This is a genomic window from Kocuria sp. JC486, from assembly GCF_011602805.1.
GTDB lineage: Bacteria > Actinomycetota > Actinomycetes > Actinomycetales > Micrococcaceae > Kocuria > Kocuria soli.
In genome coordinates, this window is the sequence record NZ_JAAOZS010000015.1 from 1 (window position 1) to 19176 (window position 19176).

The 19176-nt window shown below is 67.7% G+C and carries 18 protein-coding genes; 8 read left to right on the forward strand and 10 right to left on the reverse strand.

The window, feature by feature from the left end; genetic code table 11:
• Positions 1–141: 141 nt before the first annotated feature.
• From GWK18_RS08700 to GWK18_RS08710, 3 genes are all read right to left on the reverse strand, one after another.
• Positions 142–765 carry a DNA starvation/stationary phase protection protein gene (locus GWK18_RS08700; RefSeq protein WP_123824468.1) on the reverse strand — a complete coding sequence of 208 codons (624 nt, stop codon included), beginning with the start codon at positions 763–765 and terminating at the stop codon, positions 142–144.
• A 121-nt stretch (positions 766–886) separates the two neighbouring features.
• Complete coding sequence (locus GWK18_RS08705) at positions 887–3349, reverse strand: MMPL family transporter (RefSeq protein ID WP_166834653.1); 2463 nt, start codon at positions 3347–3349, stop codon at positions 887–889.
• A 94-nt stretch (positions 3350–3443) separates the two neighbouring features.
• The gene (locus GWK18_RS08710; protein ID WP_166834655.1) at positions 3444–4151 is read right to left on the reverse strand and encodes a helix-turn-helix domain-containing protein; all 708 of its coding nucleotides are present in this window, start codon (positions 4149–4151) and stop codon (positions 3444–3446) included.
• A 61-nt stretch (positions 4152–4212) separates the two neighbouring features.
• Between GWK18_RS08710 and GWK18_RS08715 the strand changes: the two genes are divergently transcribed.
• Positions 4213–4710, forward strand: a complete 498-nt coding sequence (locus tag GWK18_RS08715) for a DUF4442 domain-containing protein (protein ID WP_233568662.1) — start codon at positions 4213–4215, stop codon at positions 4708–4710.
• A gap of 9 nt (positions 4711–4719) precedes the next feature.
• On the opposite strand, the gene GWK18_RS12910 is transcribed toward GWK18_RS08715, so the two are convergent.
• Both GWK18_RS12910 and GWK18_RS12915 read right to left on the reverse strand, forming a co-directional pair.
• Entirely contained in the window at positions 4720–5211 is a 492-nt protein-coding gene (locus GWK18_RS12910; protein WP_348535904.1) for an FAD-dependent monooxygenase, read from the reverse strand.
• Positions 5142–5930 carry an FAD-dependent monooxygenase gene (locus GWK18_RS12915; protein ID WP_209280916.1) on the reverse strand — a complete coding sequence of 263 codons (789 nt, stop codon included), beginning with the start codon at positions 5928–5930 and terminating at the stop codon, positions 5142–5144. The genes GWK18_RS12910 and GWK18_RS12915 overlap by 70 nt, the downstream gene beginning before the upstream one ends.
• A gap of 106 nt (positions 5931–6036) precedes the next feature.
• On the opposite strand from GWK18_RS12915, the gene GWK18_RS08725 reads away from it, so the two are divergent.
• The 3 genes from GWK18_RS08725 (at position 6037) to GWK18_RS08735 (ending at position 9614) form a co-directional block, all read left to right on the forward strand.
• Complete coding sequence (locus tag GWK18_RS08725; RefSeq protein WP_209280917.1) at positions 6037–7491, forward strand: amino acid permease; 1455 nt, start codon at positions 6037–6039, stop codon at positions 7489–7491.
• Positions 7492–7553: 62 nt separating this feature from the next.
• Entirely contained in the window at positions 7554–7976 is a 423-nt protein-coding gene (locus GWK18_RS08730) for a YccF domain-containing protein (protein WP_166834657.1), read from the forward strand.
• Between the two features lie 294 nt (positions 7977–8270).
• Positions 8271–9614: an ATP-binding cassette domain-containing protein gene (locus GWK18_RS08735; RefSeq protein WP_348535905.1), complete on the forward strand. Its 1344-nt coding sequence runs from the start codon at positions 8271–8273 to the stop codon at positions 9612–9614.
• A 189-nt stretch (positions 9615–9803) separates the two neighbouring features.
• Here GWK18_RS08735 and GWK18_RS08740 read toward each other — a convergent pair whose 3' ends face one another.
• On the reverse strand, positions 9804–10847 hold the full coding sequence (locus tag GWK18_RS08740) for a PRC and DUF2382 domain-containing protein (RefSeq protein ID WP_166834659.1): 1044 nt from the start codon (positions 10845–10847) through the stop codon (positions 9804–9806).
• 236 nt (positions 10848–11083) lie between these two features.
• Entirely contained in the window at positions 11084–11839 is a 756-nt protein-coding gene (locus GWK18_RS08745) for an IclR family transcriptional regulator (RefSeq protein WP_348535906.1), read from the reverse strand.
• 235 nt (positions 11840–12074) lie between these two features.
• Here GWK18_RS08745 and GWK18_RS08750 point away from each other — a divergent pair, with 235 nt between their 5' ends.
• The 3 genes from GWK18_RS08750 (at position 12075) to GWK18_RS08760 (ending at position 14625) form a co-directional block, all read left to right on the forward strand.
• On the forward strand, positions 12075–13442 hold the full coding sequence (locus tag GWK18_RS08750; RefSeq protein WP_166834663.1) for an MFS transporter: 1368 nt from the start codon (positions 12075–12077) through the stop codon (positions 13440–13442).
• Between the two features lie 62 nt (positions 13443–13504).
• Entirely contained in the window at positions 13505–14071 is a 567-nt protein-coding gene (locus GWK18_RS08755; RefSeq protein ID WP_166834665.1) for an SRPBCC domain-containing protein, read from the forward strand.
• On the forward strand, positions 14068–14625 hold the full coding sequence (locus tag GWK18_RS08760; protein ID WP_166834667.1) for a hypothetical protein: 558 nt from the start codon (positions 14068–14070) through the stop codon (positions 14623–14625). Before GWK18_RS08755 ends, GWK18_RS08760 begins: the two co-directional genes overlap by 4 nt.
• On the opposite strand, the gene GWK18_RS08765 is transcribed toward GWK18_RS08760, so the two are convergent.
• The 3 genes from GWK18_RS08765 to GWK18_RS08775 form a co-directional block, all read right to left on the reverse strand.
• Positions 14626–15012, reverse strand: coding sequence for a hypothetical protein (locus tag GWK18_RS08765; protein ID WP_123824459.1), 387 nt, complete (start codon positions 15010–15012; stop codon positions 14626–14628).
• A 25-nt stretch (positions 15013–15037) separates the two neighbouring features.
• Entirely contained in the window at positions 15038–16801 is a 1764-nt protein-coding gene (locus tag GWK18_RS08770) for a glycoside hydrolase family 13 protein (RefSeq protein WP_166834669.1), read from the reverse strand.
• A 343-nt stretch (positions 16802–17144) separates the two neighbouring features.
• Entirely contained in the window at positions 17145–17807 is a 663-nt protein-coding gene (locus GWK18_RS08775) for a LysM domain-containing protein (protein ID WP_166834671.1), read from the reverse strand.
• A gap of 202 nt (positions 17808–18009) precedes the next feature.
• Between GWK18_RS08775 and GWK18_RS08780 the strand changes: the two genes are divergently transcribed.
• Positions 18010–19116, forward strand: a complete 1107-nt coding sequence (locus tag GWK18_RS08780) for a cytochrome P450 (RefSeq protein ID WP_123824456.1) — start codon at positions 18010–18012, stop codon at positions 19114–19116.
• The last annotated feature ends 60 nt before the right edge of the window (positions 19117–19176 follow it).

Consider the following 19176-nt stretch of genomic DNA (forward strand, 5'->3'; position numbering starts at 1 on the left):
CCAGAGCGGGTGGCAGTGGGGCCGGGGAGGCCGCGCGGCCAGGCCCCGGCCCCCCCGGCGGAGGGGGGGCCCCCCCCCCCCCTCCTCGTCGACTCGGGTGACGAAACCCTGCCCGTCAGAGCGGGGGTCGCCGGTACCGCATCAGCGCTTGCGGCCGCGGACCTTTCCGGCGGCGCCCTTCTCCGTGCGGGCGCCGGCGGTCTCGAGTTCACCGCTGTTGTTCTCCAGGTGCGCGCGGACGAACCACTGGAACAGTTCGAGTTCCCGCACCTGGCCGATCAGCATGTCCTCCGTGACGGGATCGATCCGCCCCGCGGTCTCCAGGGCCGCACGGTGGTCCTCGAGCAGCCCCGTGTAGACCAGGTCCAGAGCCGCAAGGTGCTCGTAGACACCCGCGCGACCGATCGAGTAGTCGTCCCAGGTCCGCTCGGCCACGATCGCCCCGGACAGGCCGTTGGGCGAATAGCCGAGGGTGGCGATGCGCTCGGCGACCTCGTCGACGAACCCGCGGACCAGCTCCACCTGGGGATCCAGCATCTCGTGGACGCTGATGAAGCCGCGGCCCGTGACGTTCCAGTGCGCGTGCTTGAGGGTCAGCTGCAGGTCGTTGAGGGCATGCAGGCGACCCTGGAGGACCGATGCCAGTTCCAGGCCCTGCTGATCGCTCAGACCCGGGACGGTGTAGTGGGCAACCGCCGCCGCACTCTTGCCGGTGTTCTTGGTGGTGTTCTTGCTGGCGGTCTTGTTCGTGTTCTTGCCGGCCATGATGACCCCTTCCGTCGAACCGAAGCACACATGCTCAGCGTGCTGATGGCTTGGATACCCCCATCATCTCCACCGCGTGACCCGAAGTAAACGGTGTTCGCCGACAGGTGGCCCCGAGCCCTCAGCGCGCCGACCGGGACCGCTTCCCAGCCAGGGCCGCGGCGACCTCCGTGTCCACGCTCTCCCGGGCCTCGCGTTCCCGCTTGGCGTCCGGGGATTCCACCGGAGCGCTGTCCTTGCGCAAGGAGTCGCCCTCCACGTCCACGTTGGGCAGGATGCGGTCCAGCCACTTGGGCAGCCACCACGCCTTGTCCCCCAGCAGGGTCATGAGCGCCGGCATGATCGTCAAGCGCACCACGAAGGCATCCAGGAGCACCCCGACGGCCAAGCCGAAGCCCATGGGCCGGATCATGGCCAGGTGGCTGAAGATGAAGCCGGAGAACACGGAGGTCATGATGATCGCCGCGGCCGTGACCACGGCCCGCGCCCCCACCAGACCTCGCACGACGGCGACCCGCGACGGGTGACCGTACACGTAGGCCTCCCGCATCCCGGTGGCGATGAACAGCTGATAGTCCATCGCCAGGCCGAACAGGATGCCGACCATCAACGTGGGCAGGAAGCTGAGGATCGGCCCCGGGTCGGAGACCCCGAACAGACCGCCCAGCCAGCCCCACTGGTAGACCGCCACCAGGGCGCCCATACCGGCCGCCAGCGAGAGCAGGAAGCCGAGGGAGGCGATGACGGGGACCACGATGGAGCGGAAGACCAGGATCAACAGCAGCAGGGAGATCGCGATGACCACCCCCAGGTACAGGGGCAGAGCGTCGGCCAGCACCTGGCTGATGTCGATGTTGGCGGCCGTGGTACCGGCAACGCCCACGCTCGCGTCGTCGGAGGACTGGTAGTCCGGGGACAGGGCACGGATCTCGTCGACCAGGGTCTCGGTGGCGGGATCCGCCGGTCCGGATTCGGGGACCACCTGGAGCAGAGCCAGGTTGGTGCCGTCCTCCAGCGGGGCGGGGACAACGTTCTTGACGTCGTCGAGCCCGGCGATCTCCTCACCGACCTTCAGCTGGAGGTCATTGGCCTCCGATTCGGAGAGCTCCTCGGGGTATTCGACCACGACGGTCATGGGGCCGTTGCGCCCTGCACCGAAGGTCTCGTCGACGATCTGGTAGGCCTGGTACTGCGTCGAGTCGGCAGGTTCCGACGAGCCGTCCGGAAGGCCCAGGCGCATGGACAGCACCGGGATGGCCAGCAGGATCAGCACGGCGGAACCCGCAATCACGGTCAGCAGGGGGTGCCGCACGGCCCGCGGGGTCTTGACGTGGGCCACCTCTTCCACCACGTGGCCCGCTCGGATCTGCTCCCGGTGCCTCTTGGGCAGGATGCGCAGTCCCACGACGCTCAACAAGGCAGGGGTCAGGGTGATCGTGATAAGGACGGCCACCAGGACCGAGAACGCAGCCACCCCACCCATGAGACCCAGGAACGGGATCCCGGAAATCCCCAGGGCAACCAGGGCGATGACCACGGTCGTGCCCGCAAAGACGACGGCGGCGCCGGCGGTTCCGGTGGCCAGCCCGATGGACTCGTGGATCTCGACGCCGCTACGAAGGTTCTGTCGGTGCCGGTTGAGCACGAAGAGGCTGTAGTCGATGCCCACGGCCAGACCCAGCATGAGCCCCAGCACCGGGGTCACCGAGGCCATCTGGACCACTCCGGACAGGGAGAGCGCCGCGGTTGCGGCCACACCCACCCCCACCAGCGCGGTCAGGACCGGCAGCGCGGCCCCCACGAAGGTGCGCAGCATGATGAACAGGACGATCGCGGCCACGATCAGTCCGACGACCTCCCCGGCACCGAAGATCTCCATGCTCTGCGCGAGTTCGGTCGAGTAGTTGACCTGGACCCCGTCGATGTCGGCGTCGTCGATAGCCGACATGACGCCCTTCTGGTCTTCGGGTTCGATCTCCGGCTGTGCCGCGTGGAAGTTCACGGCGGAGATGGCGGTGGATCCGTCAGGAGACACGAAGCCGTAGTCCCCCATGAGGTCCATGCTGCGCTGGCCCACTTCCAGCTGGGCCTCCTGCTGGTCCACGGACTCCGGCGTCACGCCCTCCGGCACCGCACCGGAGGCCACGGCCGCCTCCAGCTGCCCCGAATCCCGCAGCTGGATGAGCTGATCGAGCTGTCCGGCGCCGTCGTCGATCTGCTGTTGCTGGGATTCCAGGTCGTCCTGCGCCTGGAACGGGTTGCTCACGGCGGACACCCCGGAGACCTCACCGGCCTGGTTCAGGGCATCGCCGATCTCCTTCTTCTGCGCGTCCGTGAACTCGGAGCCGTCCTCCGTGCTGAACACGATGGTACCCACGCCCTCGTTGGCCGATGGCAGCTCGTCGGAGAGCTGGTCGGCCAGGCGCTGCGTTTCGGTCCCGGGGATCTCGAACTGCGAGCTCAAGGTGCCGCCGAAGGTCAGGAACGCGCCCACGGACAGCGCCAGGATCGCGAGCCAGGCGGTGATCACCAACCAGGCGCGATGGGCGGCTGCGCGCCCCAGGCGGTAGAGGAGTTTTGCCACGGGGAAGACCTTTCGTGTGTGTCTTGCGGTGAATCAGGTTCTTGGATCGGGAGGCGGTGCAGGCCGCCGAGTGGTCCTGGGTGGCCAGGACGATTCAGGGGCCGAAGCCCCTTCGGAGGGAGTCCATGGCATGGCTGAGAAGGTCCTGCCAGAGCTTGCGGGTCTGGTCCGTCAGGTCGCCACCGGTGGCCGCGAACCAACGGTCCACGCACACGGTCATGGTGGTGATCAGGTACTCGCCCAGGAGGTGGGCCTCGAAGGGGTCGGCGTCGTCGACGCGGTTGTTGAGCAGCCCCACGATTTCCCGGTTCACGGAGTCCGTTGCCCGCAGCGCCACCAGCCCGAGTTCATCGGAGCCCTCGGCCGGAAGCTTCCGGGGGCGACGGGGCACACAGGTCGGAGAGTCCGGGGCAGAAGCTTCCGTCAAGGTGTTCGGCAGGAACGGGAAGACGGCCTGGCAGACGGTGCCGATCACGTCCAGCTGCGCTGCCGCATCGGCAAAGGCATCCAGGGCCGCGGACAGGTCGGGGAATCGCCGGGCACCGATCAGGTCGTTGAAGTCCCCGTAGAGCCCGGAAACGCTGTCCGTGAAGGACCCAAGCACCGCATCCTCAGTCCCGGAGAAGTGATTGAAGATCGTCCGACGGGAGACCCCGGCCTCCTTGGCCAGGTCATTGACGGTGAACCCGCTCAGTCCCCGCTCGCGCGCCAGGGCAGCGGCAGCCACCACGATCGCCCGGCGGTTGTACCACTTGAGGGCTTCGCGCTTGTCGCTCGGCGGAGTGGTGGGGGTGAGGTCCACGGGATAAGATCGTGCCAAGTATTTGCACAGCGTGCAACATCACGACGACGTGAGGTAGGTCATGGCCCGTAGCAGCGCCACCCAGCAATCTGTCGGCCCGGTCAAGCGGGCACTCAAATCCCCCAAGGCCTTGGCGATGGGGATGTCACTCTGGCCACCCTTCCTGGGGGCCGGCGTGCAGGTCCGGGAGATCGCCCCGGACTGGCGCCGCGTCCGGGTGACGATCCGTGCACGCCCGTGGACGTCGAACTACGTGGGCACGGTCTTCGGCGGGACCATGCTCTCGGCCACGGATCCGTTCTGGATGCTGATCCTGATGAAGAACCTGGGGTCGGAGTACATCGTCTGGGACCGCCAGGTGGTGGCTCGTTTCCGTCGCCCCGGGCACGGACACCTCCACGCCGAATTCGCGCTGGACCAGGGCACCTTGGAGGAGCTGCTTGCCGCCGCGGACACCGGCGAGCGCGTCCTGCGCTGGTTCAGCACGGACCTGATCGATGACGACGGGCAGACAGTGGCCACCGTCCGCCGCGAGATCTATCTCAAGCGCCGGGAATGAAGCCCGCTTTCACAGCCGGGTCCCGCCGCCGGCGTCGTCGGGGGTGTCCACATCGGCGCGGAACCCGTGGATCCAGCTCAGGTGACGGTCGAACATGCCCGGCGAGGCCAGCCGCACGTTCCGTTCATCGGCCCGCGGCCCGTCCGGCAGATGCAGGACGTCCGCGGTGATGATGGAGGCGGACTGGACCTTGCGGGTCCGTCCGCGGCGGAGTTGTTCGTACCGACGACGCGCGGCGTCCCAGTCCGCGGTCCCGGTGAGTTGGTCCGCGAGCACGATCGCGTCCTCGATAGATTGATTGGCCCCCTGGCCGTGGTGCGGGACCAGTGCGTGTGCCGCGTCCCCCAACAGCGTCACACGCCCCCGGGACCAGCAGGACAGCGGCGGTCGATGGAACAGGGCCCAGCGTTGCGTGACGGGTACGGCGGAGATCATCTGTCGGACCGCCGGGTGCCAGTCCTCGAAACCGGCCAGGTGCGTGCCGTCCTCCACCGGGGCCACCCAGCCCGTATGGGGCCATGGCGAGGGCACCCGCTGGACCAGGAAGAAGTTCTGTTCCCCGAGCCGATCGGGTAGTGCAGCAGGTGCGCCCCGGGACCCATCCAGAACTGAATAGCCTCCGGATCCGGCAGCAGGTCCAGGGATTCCGGGCTGACGATGCCACGGGAGGCAACAGTCCCGGAGAACAGGGCGTCGTCGTAGCCCAGAAGCTGCCTGCGGATGCCCGACCGGGCGCCGTCGGCCCCGATCACAAGGTCGGCCTCGGCCGTGTCACCGTCCTCGAAACGCAGCCTGGCACGGTCCGCACCGTCGTCGACACCCACCACGCGCTTGCCCAGGTGGAGGCCGTCCCGGCCGAAGGCTCCCGAGAGGATGCGCTGCAGATCCGCCCGGTGGATCCCGTAGTACGGGGCGCCGAAGCGTTCGCGGTAGCTCTCCTTGGTGTGATGTCGCCCGACCACCTCACCCGTGCGCCCGTCACGGTGGATCAGGCCGTCGACCTCCGCGGCGTCGGCGCTCAGTTCGCGCTCGAGCCGGAAGCGCTCCAGGTAGAAACGGGTTGCGTTGGCCGAGAGCGCGACGGCGGCCCCGACCTCACGCAGCTCGTGCGTGGCTTCCCAGATCTCGACGTCGACGCCGCGGCGGCGCAGCTCGATCCCGAGTGTCAGACCCCCGATACCGGCGCCGACGACTGCAACTTTCCGATCCTTCGTGCCCACTCCCCACTCATATCGCCGAGCTGAAGACTCACTCTGACTGTGATCCAGAACACCTATAGTCACAGGCGGTGCGGGTGCGGCTCAAGGGCAGTGCTAAGTTCACCCAATGAGTTCCCCCGCCAGCGATCCGCGCAACACCACCACGCGCAGTTCCGGACCGGAGACCACCGAGCCCTCCGGAGCACAGTCCCCCCAGATCAGCCACCACCTGGGCACGTCCATGAAGGCGCGGCACCTGGTGATGATGAGTCTGGGCTCGGCCATCGGCGCGGGACTGTTCATCGGGTCGGGAGGCGGGATCGCCGCGGCGGGACCGGCCGTTCTGCTCTCGTACGCCATCGCCGGCCTGGTGGTCATCCTGGTCATGCGTTCCCTGGGCGAGATGGTCGCCGCAGCACCCGCCTCAGGCGCGTTCTCCGTGTATGCCGAGCGCGCCATGGGTCCGGCGGTGGGGTTCACCGTGGGCTGGTTGTGGTGGATCCAGCTGTGTCTGGTCATTGCCGCCGAGGCCACCGCCTCCGCGCAGTTGCTCGTGGGCCTGTGGCCGGTCTTCCCGCAGTGGTTGTTGGCCCTGGTCTTCATGATCGTGTTCACGGGCATCAATCTGCTGGGGGTGGGGAAGTTCGGCGAGTTCGAGTTCTGGTTCTCCCTGCTCAAGGTCGGCGCGGTGGTCGCGTTCCTGATCGTGGGACTCGTGTTCCTGTTCGGCGGGACCCCGGCGGACTCCCCCGGCCTGAGCAACCTCACCGAACACGGCGGATTCCTCCCCATGGGTCTGGGCGGTGTGGCTGCGGGGCTGCTGGTGGTGGCCTTCGCCTTCGGCGGCATCGAGATCGTGGCGGTGGCCGCAGCCGAGACGGCCGACCCCGCTCGGAACGTTTCGCGGGCGGTGCGCACCATCGTGTGGCGCATCCTGCTGTTCTACATGGGCTCCGTGGCCATCATGGTCATCGCCCTGCCCTGGGATTCCGAGGCCCTGGCTTCCTCGCCGTTCGTGGCCACGCTGGATGCCGCGGGGCTCCCCGGGCTCGGGGCGGTGCTGGGCATCGTGATCGTGATCGCCCTGCTGTCCTCCCTCAACGCCAACCTCTACGGCGCATCACGCATGATCTTCTCCCTGGCCGAGCGCGGGCTGGCCCCAGGAGTCATGAGACGCACCAACTCCAGTCGCGTACCGGTTCCGGCCGTCCTGGCCTCCACGGCCTTCGGTTTCATCTGCGTGGGACTGAACTACCTGTGGGCGGAGGAGATCTTGGGCATCCTCCTGAACATCGTGGGCTCCACGCTGATCGTGACCTGGCTGGCCACCCTGGTCTCCCACCTGATCCTGCGCCGTCGTGCGCACCGGGAGTCAACGCCGTGGCCGTACGCCGCACCGTTGTTCCCGTGGACCAACATCGTGGCCCTGGTGGTCGTGGTTGCCATCATCGGGCTCGGTCTGACCGTCCCCGACGTACGGTTCCAGATCGTGGCCACCTCGCTGTTGGTCGTGGTCCTGGTGATCACGGGCGCGCTGGTCTCCCGCCACCAGAAGCACCGCCAGAAGCACCGCGTTCGCTGACAGCGCGAGGCAACCGTCACCAGCCCCTGACCGCACCCGCCGGGTCTGCGTATGGTTGACACATGCGCTCACTGATCTCGCTGATCCTGAACATCGTCTGGCTGGTGACCGCGGGGTGGGTCCTGTTCCTCGGGTACGTCCTGGCCGGCGTCGTCGCCTGCCTGCTGATCGTCACGATTCCCTTCGGCCTGGCCTCGTTCCGCATTGCGAATTTCGTGCTGTGGCCGTTCGGGCGCGAGGTCGTCGACGTCGGCCCGCCCACCGGCCTGAGCACGATCGGCAACGTCATCTGGTTCCTGGTCGCCGGACTGTGGCTGGCCGTGGGTCACGTGGTGACGGCCCTGGCGCAGGCCGCGACGATCATCGGCCTCCCGTTGGCCTGGGCGAACCTCAAGCTCATCCCGGTGACCTGTTTCCCATTCGGCAAGCAGGTGGTCTCCTCCTCGAACGCACGCGCCCGGATGGTGCCGGTCGCGCGCGTGTGACCAAGTCCCTGGCACGGCTCCACACCCTGGTCTAGGGTGATGGGCATGAAGCTGTGAAGGTGACCACGCCCCGCGTCCGCGGCGTTCCGTTCCGAGGCTCCCCCACGCGGTGGGGTCAAATCGGTTGACGGAACCCATGCCCGGCGGGGCTCCCACACTTCACCCGGGAGCAACGTGCCCGAGCAGATTTCACCTCCTCCTTCACCTCTGACGAACCGCCGCCGTGGAGACCACATTCACCTCGATGGTGTCTCGTTCACCTATGCCACCGCCCCGGCGGCGACCCTCACCGATGTGTCCTTCACGGCCGCGGCCGGCCAGGTCACGGGCCTGATCGGCGAGAACGGCGCCGGGAAATCCACGGTGCTGACCCTGGTGGCCGGAGGCCTGGTTCCGACGGCAGGTATGGTCACCGCACCGCCGTCGTTGCGGTACCTGTCCCAACGCCCCGCGGGCGGATCCCGGGGCACGGTCACGACGGCGATCGAACGCGCCGTCGCCCCGGTGCGCGCACTCGAGACGCAGCTTCAGGAACTGGCAGAAGGCATGGCCGCCCAGCCCGACGACCCGACGGTGGCCGAAGCCTGGGATCGCACGCTGGCCGCTGCTGATGCCCGCGGCCTGTGGGACCTGGACGACGACGCGGCGGACTTCCTGACCGGTGAACTCCGGCGATGGGCCGGGCCCGTTCTGGTGGCCAGCCACGATCGCTGGTTCCTGGATCATGCGGCAGATCAACTGGTGGATCTGGACCCGTCCCTGGACCCCCACGGCCGCGGCGGCGGGACCCAAGGGACCGTGTATTCAGGCAACTTCAGCGTTTACCTGCGACAACGCCAGGCGCTCCGGAGCACCTGGGAGCAACAGTTCGCGGACCAGGAAGAGCAGCTGCAGCGCTGGCGCACCGAAGCCGCGCTGGAGTCCTCCGACGTCTTCCACCGGACCACCGCGAAGTCGGAGGCACGAATCGCCCAGAAGTTCTATTCGGATCGGGCCGCGGCCACGCTCACGCGCCGTTCCCGCAACGCCCGGCGCAGGTTGGAGGAGTTGGAACGCAACGCCATCCTGCCCCCACCCCGACCGTTGCACTTCGGGCCGTTCGCCTTGGCCGGGACAGGGACGGAAGCGGGCGAGGCCACGGCGGATCGTCCCGTGGCCGTGCGAGCCACGAATCTCGGCCTCGCGAACCGTCTTGCTCCGACGACGTTCACCCTGAAACCGGGCGATCACCTGCTGCTGACGGGACCGAACGGGGCGGGGAAATCGACACTGCTGAACATGCTCAGCGGGGACCTCGCACTGGACACGGGGCACCTGTGGGTGGACCCGGAACTCCGAGTCGCCACCCTGACGCAGGAGGAGGTCGAACTCGCCACCGACGCCGGCCGCACGTCCGCCACCTGCCAACCCTTGACCCCCGGGCAACGACGACGCGACCAGCTCCAGGCGATCCTGGCCGATCCGCCGGACCTGCTGCTGCTGGACGAACCCACCAACCACCTGGCCCTGGGCCTGGTCGAGGACCTGGAGATCGCCCTCGAGGACTGGCCCGGGACGGTGATCCTCTGTACCCACGATCGCTGGGTCCGCCACCGCTGGAAGGGCCTGCGGCTGCACCTTGAGCCTGCCGTGGATTGACGGTCGGTCGGCTCACGAGCACTCACCCGCAGGAGCGGGTGAGTGCTCCGGGCATGACCGTGGGGTGTCCGGTCCACCACCGGACACCCCACAGGTGAGGGGCTGGTTCCTCAGCCCAGGGCACGCTCCCCGACCACGGACGTCACCGGGGAAAAGGCCGTTGCCGCAGTGCCACGCGGGCGCCTGCGATCAACGACGGTTGCGACCTCCCAGGCCGCGGCCGTCATCGTCGCGGCCGTCGCGGCCCTCGTCACCCTCGACCACCTCGACCTCTTCGCGGCCGACCTCGGCCTGGATGCGCTCCTGGTCCTGGACGACGTTCTTGTCCAGGCCGACGCGCTCCTTGGCAACAACGTTCTTGTCCACCACGGGGCGTTCCTCGGAGAGCGTCACCTCGACGTCCTCTTCGCCCAGAGTGCCGCCGCGAGCTTCGCCGCCCGAGATCGGCTCACGAACGACCTCGACCTCTTCGCGCTCGACCGGCACGGTCACGGTTTCCTGCTCGGTGACCACGCGCTTGCGCAGACGGGCACGCCCGGTCTGCACTCGCTCGGTGCCCACGTTCAGCTCTTCTTCGTGACGCACCACGGACTCGCCGGAGCCGTCGCGGGCACCACGGCCGTCGCGGTCGCCACGCACATCGCCTTCGGCGTTGGCGCGGGAATCGGCATCCAGGCCGTACTGGCCGCGGTTGCCCTCACGCGTGTGGTCGCCGCGCTCGTCGGGGTACTGGCCGGTTCCGCCGACGCCGGTGTCGTGGCCGAGACGGGCACGATCGTCCTCGACGTCACGGTCCTGACGCGAACCCGCGATGCCGCCGGCAGCACCTGCGGCGCCTGCAGTGCCGGCTGCAGCGGCGTTGCGGCCGCGGCCGTCGTTGCGATCGTTGTCGCGGTCGAGGAGGTCGTCGCGGTCACCGGAACCGCCACCCATACCGTAGTAGCGGTACAGGTCGTCCTCTTGGCGCTCGTCGATGTGCGCATCGGCGTCCAGGTTCGGGGCGTCCTTGATGAAGTCCTTGGTGTACGGCACGTGGATCTCGCCGTTGTTCACACGAGCACGGTCCAGCGGGACAAAGGTCTCGTTGGAGCCGAACAATCCGGTGTTGACGGTGACCCAGTTGGGCTCGCCGGAGGCATCGTCCAGGTAGAGCTGGGCAACCTTGCCCACCTTGCTCCCGTCCTGGTCGTAGACGGTGCCGTTTTCGAGCTCTTCGATGTTGAAGGTGGCCATGATGACTCCTGTTCGTTGCTCGTACCCGCCCTCAGCCCATGAGAGCAGGAGAGCGCCCGCACGTCACCGCCGGAGTAGGGCTGTGACTGCAAACGCTCAGACTGCTGTGCAATCCACAAGTAAACGTAGCTTCTAAAGCGAGCCAGGTCACGCCGAAACCTAAGATTCCTTAGTTCTTACGGAAAGTTCCCACTCCTCACGGAGCCGTAGTTCATACTGCGGCCACCCCGTGGCACTCACCGCACGGGAAGCTGGACTGCAAGCCGAGCTGCAGCCTCTTTCAGAACGGGCACCTGCGCCTCCAGTTCCGCCGGATCGCAGCGGAACACAGGGGCCGCCAGCGCCAGTGACGCCAGGAGGTGACCATTCGGAGTCACCACCGGAACCGCCACAGCTCCCATCCCGTCGTCGTGCTCACCTTGCTGAGCCGCCCAGCCTCTTTCACGGGTCTGCGCGATTTCTTTGCGCAATGTTTCGCGATCGGTCAGTGATTCCTCGGTGCGCGGTGACAGATCCAGGGACTCCACCAGCCGCTCCCGATCAGCGCCGGGCATGAAGGCAAGCAGCGCCTTGCCCAGCGCCGAGGTGTGCAACTCACCGCGATCGCCCGGGTCCGTCGTCGTTCTGAACTGGGGCCCGTCCACCGTGTGCACGGTGAGGAAATGGTCACCGTCCAGCACCGCCAGGAGAGTGCTCTCTCCCGTACGCTCCGTGACCTCTTTGAGCACGGTGAGGGCGACGCCGTCGTACCCCCTGGCGCTTGCCACCCGGTGGCCGAGCTCGAAGACTCGCAGTCCGAGGTGGTAGCGCTTCGTGGCGTCGTCGTACTCGACGAAATCCGAACTCACGAGGGTGGCCAGCAGACGGTAGGCCGTACTGAAAGGGAACCCCGTGGATTCTGTGACTTCCGCCGCCGTGGCACCCTGCGGGGCATCGCCGAGGACCCGCAGGACTTCAAGACCCTTCCGAACGGTCCCCGACGTTCCGACCACGGCCCCTCCCTTCCCAGGTTTTCCCGTCCAATGCGCTCCGGTCTCTCGGGCTCCCAATGGATGTGCGGTGACCGCACACGTTGCCACTTGACGTACATGTGTGACACACATCATGCTTGTCCGACAGTTATTCGGCAACAGTTGCCACATAGTGAAAACTACGACGGCATCGGTGGCTGCAGGCTCAACGGCCGGTCGAGTGACACGGCCCGCACCCTGACCTGAAGGAAGATCAATGTCCGAAACCACGGCCCAGGCCGGACCACGCAAGACACCCAAGAAGGCCGCTCTGGCTGCCTGGGTCGGATCGGCACTCGAGTACTACGACTTCGCGGTCTACGGCACCGCGGCCGCGCTGGTGATCAATCACCTCTTCTTCCCCGAGGACGCATCCGCCGGGGTGGCGATCTTGCTGTCCATGTCGACGGTGGGCATCGCGTATGTCGTACGCCCCTTGGGCGCCTTGATCATGGGGCCGTTGGGAGACCGGTACGGTCGACGCTTCGTGATGATGCTGACCCTGTTCTTGATGGGCGGGGCAACATTCCTGGTGGGCTGCTTGCCAACCTATGACCAGGTAGGCCTCGTGGCACCCGCCCTGTTGGTCCTGTGTCGCGTCATCCAGGGTCTGTCCGCGTCCGGGGAACAGGCCTCCGCGATCTCGGTGTCCCTAGAGCACTCGACCGAACGGCACCGGGCGCTGACCACCAGCTGGACGCTGCAGGGCACCCAGTTCGGCACTCTGTTGGCCACCGCTGTCTTCATCCCCTTCACCTCCATCCTCACGGAGGAGCAGCTGTTCTCCTGGGGCTGGCGCATCCCGTTCTGGATGTCCGCGCTGGTGGTGGTGGCCGCCTACATCATTCGGCGGACCCTGGAGGAACCTCCCCAGTTCAAGGAGGCCGTGGAGCACAAGGACCAGGCCACTCCTCTGAGCCACCTTCTGCGCTTCCACAAGGCCGCCGTCATCCGCATCGCCTGCGCGGCCATGATCAACACCGTCCTGATCGTGTTCCAGGTCTGGGCGCTGTCCTACGGGACTTCCGTGGTGGGCCTGGACCGTTCCACCATGTTGCTCGTTGCGGTTCTGGCCAACGGCGTGGCACTGGGTGCGATCCCCTTGGCCGCCATGGTGGCCGACCGCATCGGCCGACGCCCCGTGTTCATCGCCGGTGCAGTGGGGTCCGCGATCATGACCTACCCGTACCTGGCGGCCGTGTCCTCCGGGAACTGGACTCTGATCTTCGGGCTCGGCGCGACTATGGCCGGGTTCTTCTACTCGATGGCCAACGGCATCTGGCCGTCCTTCTACGCGGAGATGTTCCCCACGCGGGTTCGCGTCACGGGGCTGGCGCTCGGTACCCAGATCGGCTTCGCCCTCTCTGGGGGTTTCGCCCCGCCGCTGGCCTCGTTCTTCGCCGGTGAAGACGGCACCAACTGGGTGGCCGTGGCGATCATGGTGTCCTGTGCCTGCGTGATTTCCGGCGTCGCCGCGCTCACCGCGACGGAGACCAAGAACCGCACGCTCAACGACATCGACAACCTGCACACCTCTCGCACGGAGGCTCTGGTTCTGGGGGATCTGAGCACCGCCAAGCGTTGAGGCGAGCTGTGGGGCGCAATCACGACCGTTCGTGCTTGCGCCCCACATCTATGCTTGCGCACATGAACGCAGATCAGAGCCCGGCACCCGTTCAGCCACACGTGTTGGCCGCAGTGCAGGCGCATGAACCCCGGCCGGCCACCCACCTTCAGAGCGGCGAGCCGTCGACCGTCGTCGTACTGTCCCGGGTGCTGGAGTGCATCCCCGAACGGGCCTGGGAACTGTTGACCACCCCGGAGGGACTCGCGCAGTGGTCCCCGTGCGTACCGGACCGCGCACTGGACTCCCCGGGCCCGGCGTCGCTGCAGGAGAACCCCGAGGACGACCCCGTGGACGGAACCGTCGAGGTCGCCGAGTCACCGACTCGATTGATCCATCACTGGGGTCCGGAGCAGCTGGACTGGCGGTTGACCAGGGTGGACCAGGGCACGCAGCTGGATCTGGTCATGCGCTGCACCTCGGAGGAGATGGCGGCGGCTTGCGGCGCCGGCTGGCACGTGTGCCTCGCCGTCCTGGAAGTGCTGGCCCGCGGCGAGAACGCAGAGCGCGTGGTCGGCTACGACGCCTTCGCCTACGGCTGGGAAAACATGAAGGCCGCCTACGCAACGGCGTTGGGACACTCGGCATGAGCGCGCGCGGTGCCGACCCCGGACGGGCCCCCGCGATCACTCAGGCCACGGGTGTCGAGTGGGGCCGCTGGGCAGAGATTCTCGACGGCGCGGGTGGGGCGGACCTGCCGCACAAGGAACTGGCACAGGCCGCCCACGCCGCCATGCCAGCCGCTGTGGAGAACGCGGGGTGGTGGGCGCAATCCGTGGCGGTGGCCTATGAGCAGTGGATCGGGCGCCGCATCCCCGGCCAGGCGCATGACGGCACGTTCCAGGTCTCGGCCACCAGGACCATGCCCGGAACCATGCGGGAGGTCTTCGACCGATGGTGTGAGCTGACCGGGGACCTGACCGAACTCGACGGACTGACCGTGACGGACGGACCCAGGACCTCCGGCACGGACAAACGCCTGCACTGGGGCGTGACGCTCGCAGACGGCAGCCGGGGGAACGTGGACGTCTCACCTAAGAGCGCGGACAAGACTCTGGTCGCCGCCTCCCAGGTGAACCTGACGAACCCCGACGACGTCGAGCGGTGGCGGGCGTTCTGGAAGGGCCGGATCAAGGAACTCTGATCAACGGCTTTCCGTGCCCGGGCGAACGCCCACGGCCACTTTCGTGTACGACTCCCGTTCCATCTCTACCACTTCTGTACTGACGGTCACGGCGGCAGCGGCGGGCAGCGTCGCCACGACGGCATCGGTGATCGCCCGGGACGTGTCACGCCGCTGCTCGACCGTCCGACCCGGAAGAATCCGCAGGACCACTGACACGAACGCCTTTCCGCTGTGGGGGTGGTCCAGGCTGAAGACGTCGAGAGGCCGGATCCGGCCCTTAGCAGTGGGCATGTCGTAGACACCGGCGTCTCTCACCGCCTGCAACCCGGCCCCCAACAGGGCACGGGCGTCGAAGTCGGGGTGCAGGTCGAGGTCGGCCGTGTACTCGATGATCAGGTGCGGCATGTGCCGAGCATGTCACGTCCAGGCATCACCGTCCGCCGGTTCGGTGCCGCAACCAGACCGTGGTTTCCGGCGGAAGCAGGCTGCTCTGCAGTGGCTGGCTGCTCACGACGACGACACCGCCTTCCGGAAGCTGCAGCGGATCCGACCCGAAGTTGGTGATCGACTCCCAGCCGTCGGGCCGCACGATGTGCACGACGTCGCCACCGTTCAGCGGCCCCCACTCGAGTTCCTCGGCGGCCTGCATCTCACGACGCGCGGCCAGGGCACTCCGGTACAGGTTGAGCGTGGATCCAGGATCGGAGAGTTCGGCGTCGGCAGCGTGACCGGCGAACCACTCGGGTTGCGGCAGATGCGCGGGCCCGCCGAACCCGAAGTCCTGCGCGGTGCGCTCCCACGGAAGGGGAACACGGCACCCGTCCCTGCCCTGGTCCTTGCCGGGGTCGCGGAAGAACGACGGGTCCTGGCGCTGATCGTCGTCGATCTCAACGACCTCGTACAGGCCAAGTTCCGACCCTTGGTAGATGTACGCCGACCCGGGCAGCGCCAGGACCAACAGTTCGGCCGCGCGGGCCCGGCGCAGTCCGCGGTCGCGGTCCAGCAGGTCCTCCGGGGAGCCCAGGAGCAGCCACTGCTTTGCGGCCACGCTCAGGTCCGTTCCACCCGATGGTGTCAGGGGGCGCTCTTCAAGGCGCTCGAGCAACGTGTCCAGGTCCAGTCCGTAGCGCGTGGGGTGGCGGACGACGTCGTGGTTGGACAACACCCAGGTGCTGGAAGCACCGCTGCGCCGAGCCTCGTCGAGATTCTTGGTGATCGCGCGCCGGAAGTTCTCCGCGGTGAACGGGACCTCCAGCAGGTCGAAACTGAACGCCTGCCCGAGCCCGTCGGGGCTTGCGTAGCGCGCCAACCGGTCCGGGTGCACCCATGCTTCGGCCACAGCGGTCCGGGGAGGGTCGTACTCGTTGAAGGCGCGGCGCCATTCGGCGTAGATGTCGTGGACTTCGTCCCGGTCCCAGAACGGGTGGGTGCCGAACTCCTCGAATTCGTTGGGCAGGGCGTGGCTGTCCACCAGTTCCTCGCCCAGATCCTTGGCCAGGGCGTGGGCGACGTCGATCCGGAAGCCGTCCACCCCGCGGTCCGCCCAGAACCGGATGGTGTCCAGGAACTCCTGATGGACGTCCGGGTTGTCCCAGTTCCAGTCGGGCTGTTCGCTGGCGAAGATGTGCATGTACCACTGGCCGGGTGCCCCGTCGGGTTCGGTGACCCGGGTCCAGGCGGGGCCGCCGAACACGGACTGCCAGTCCGACGGCGGGAGCTCACCGCTTTCACCCCGCCCGTCTCGGAAGATGTAGCGGTCACGCTCGAGTGAACCCGGGCCGGCAGCCACGGCCTCCCGGAACCAACGGTGCAGGTTGGAACTGTGGTTGGGCACGATGTCCACCACGACCTTGATACGTCGACCGTGCAGTGCGTGGACCATGGCATCGAAGTCGTCCAGGGACCCGAGGCGAGGGTCGACGTCGCGGTAGTCGTCGACGTCGTACCCACCGTCGGCCAACTGTGAGGGGTAGAACGGGCTGAGCCACACCGCATCGATGCCCAGGTCCTTCAGGTAGTCGGCCTTCTCCGTGACCCCGCGGAGGTCGCCCAGGCCGTCCCCGTCCGCGTCGTGGAAACTGCGGGGGTAGATCTGGTACACGACGGCCTGCCGCCACCAGTCGGCGCTGTCGAATCCACCGGCCTCGGGTCGGGTGTTCGGGTTCGGGACGTGGTCGACACCGGTCTGGGTCATGCGGAGACTCCTTGACGGTTGGTTCGGGGATCACTGAGTACTGGCGTGTGACGGAGTCCTGACGGACCGCTGCCACGGGTCGCGCCCGTTTCGGGGCGGAGAGGCCACCGCCCCAGGCTAGGAGACATGCGACTCAGAGCGCGACCGGGCCAAGCCCCACTTGACCCGCTCGAGCGCAAACACGACGGAACCGCCGGGTTCACGACGTCGTGCATCGTGAATCCGGCGGTTCCGTCAGGTCGCCGCATCGGTGACCCGGTTCCCGTCCGACTGGCCGGTTCAGCTGCCGACCCGTGGGGGTCGCAGGTTCCCGGGAGTCATGGGTTCCGGGTCACCGCACCGTTCACAGCGAAGGAATGGTGATGGTTTCACCGGCGTAGACCAGGTCGCTCGAGGGCAGACCGTTCGCAGCCACGATGTCGGCCACCGGGACGCCCGAACGCTCGGCGATCGAGCCCAGCGTGTCGCCCGGCTGCAGTGCGTACTCGCCCGCGGGGATCGAACCGGCACCCGCACCGGCGGCTGCATCGCCACCGGCCGCGGCATCGCTGCCGCCCGCGGCCGCGTCGCCACCAGCGGCGGCGCCACCGCTCTCGCCCGAACCGGAGCCGGAACCGGAACCACTGTCCGAGCCGGATTCCGAACCGCCGGTGATCTCCTCGTTGCCGCTCGAGCCGGAGCCTTCGCTGCCACCGGCCGCACCGCCCGCAGCAGCGTCGCCGGAACCGTCACTTGGGCCGTCGGAAGCCCCACCGCTGGCACCCTCAGAGGCGCCGCCGCTGGCACCGTCGGACGCACCACCCGAAGCCCCCTCGGACGCGCCCTCGCTGGCGCCGCCCGAAGCGCCCTCGCTCGCACCTGCGGATTCCGAGCTCGAGCCGGACGCGCTTTCCGAAGCAGAGGAGTCACCGCCGGACTCACCCCCGCCGCCACCGCAACCGACCAGGGCCAATGCGGCAGCAGTCGCCACGGCCAAAGGTGCAAGTCGAAGGTTCTTGAGTTCCATGATGTCGACCTTTCGTCGTCTTCTTCACCCGGTTGCGTCAACCCAGTTCGGCTGCCGACGCCGCGAGTGCGGACCAAGCGTCCTTGTCACACCCTAGGACCGAACTCAGAATGTGACACGCATAACTGTTTCCGTTGCAACGGTGTGTCATCGCCCGGAACCCGTTGGGGATCACCGCTCGGGCGGGCATAGATTCGGGGGCATGAAGTCTCCGAACCCCGGACCCGAAACCACTTCCCGTACCTCCGCCCCCGTGACATTGACGGCCGACGGCATCGTCGAAATCCACTCGCACGAGGCGGTTCGGGAAGCAGCCACGGACCCGCGGACCTTCTCCAGCGCCGTTTCCCGGTTCCTGCAGATCCCCAACGGCTTGGACGGTCAGGAACACGCGAAGTTTCGGTCCCTGATCGACCGCTATTTCACGCCGGAAGCCATGGCGGACTTCGAACCCGCCTGCCGCGCCGTCGCGACCGACATCGCCCGCAACCTGCCCTTGGGAGTCCCCCTCAAGGCGGTGGAGCAGATCGGCATGCCGTTCGCCGTGGCCGCTCAGTCGGCCTGGTTGGGCTGGCCGGCCGACCTGGCCGAGGAACTGGTCGACTGGGTCCGCGCGAACCAGGAGGCCACCCGCTCCGGAGAATTGGCCCGGACCGCCGCGGTGGCCGAGCACTTCGACCGCATCATTCACTCGATCATCGAGCCGCGGCGCGGTTCCGACGGCACCGCCGACGTCACGGATCAGCTCATCCACGACGACGCCGCCGGTGAACTCACCGACCAGGAGATCGTGTCGATCCTGCGCAACTGGACCGGTGGAGACCTCGCCTCGATCGCGCAGTGCACGGGCGTGATCCTGCATCACCTGGCCCGCCGCCCCGAGGTTGCCGAGCGGATCGCCCAGGGCGCCTCCGATGCCGAGGTGGATGCCATCTTGGAGGAGTTCCTGCGGATCGACGACCCCTTCGTGTCCAACCGGCGGGTCGCCACCGCGGACACGGAAATCGGCGGTTGCCCCGTGGCAGGTGGCCAGAAGGTGATTCTGAACTGGGCGGACGCCAACCGGGACCCCGCGGTCTTCGGCGATCCCGACGCTTTCGACCCGGACGGCAATGCGCAGGACAACTTGGTCTACGGAATCGGTCCGCACGTCTGCCCGGGTCGCCCCCTCGCACGGCTGGAACTGCGCGAGGTGACCAGGGCGATCCTGGCCGTGGGCATTCCGGAACCGGCCCGTGATTCCGAACGTGAAGCGGCCCCCATGGGTGGCTTCCGCGTCGTGCCCGTGGTTCTCAAGCCTCGCGGCTGACAGGACCGCCTCCTCGGCGTCTGTCGGCCCCTCAGTCGGCCCGGTCGGCGGACGCCCCGG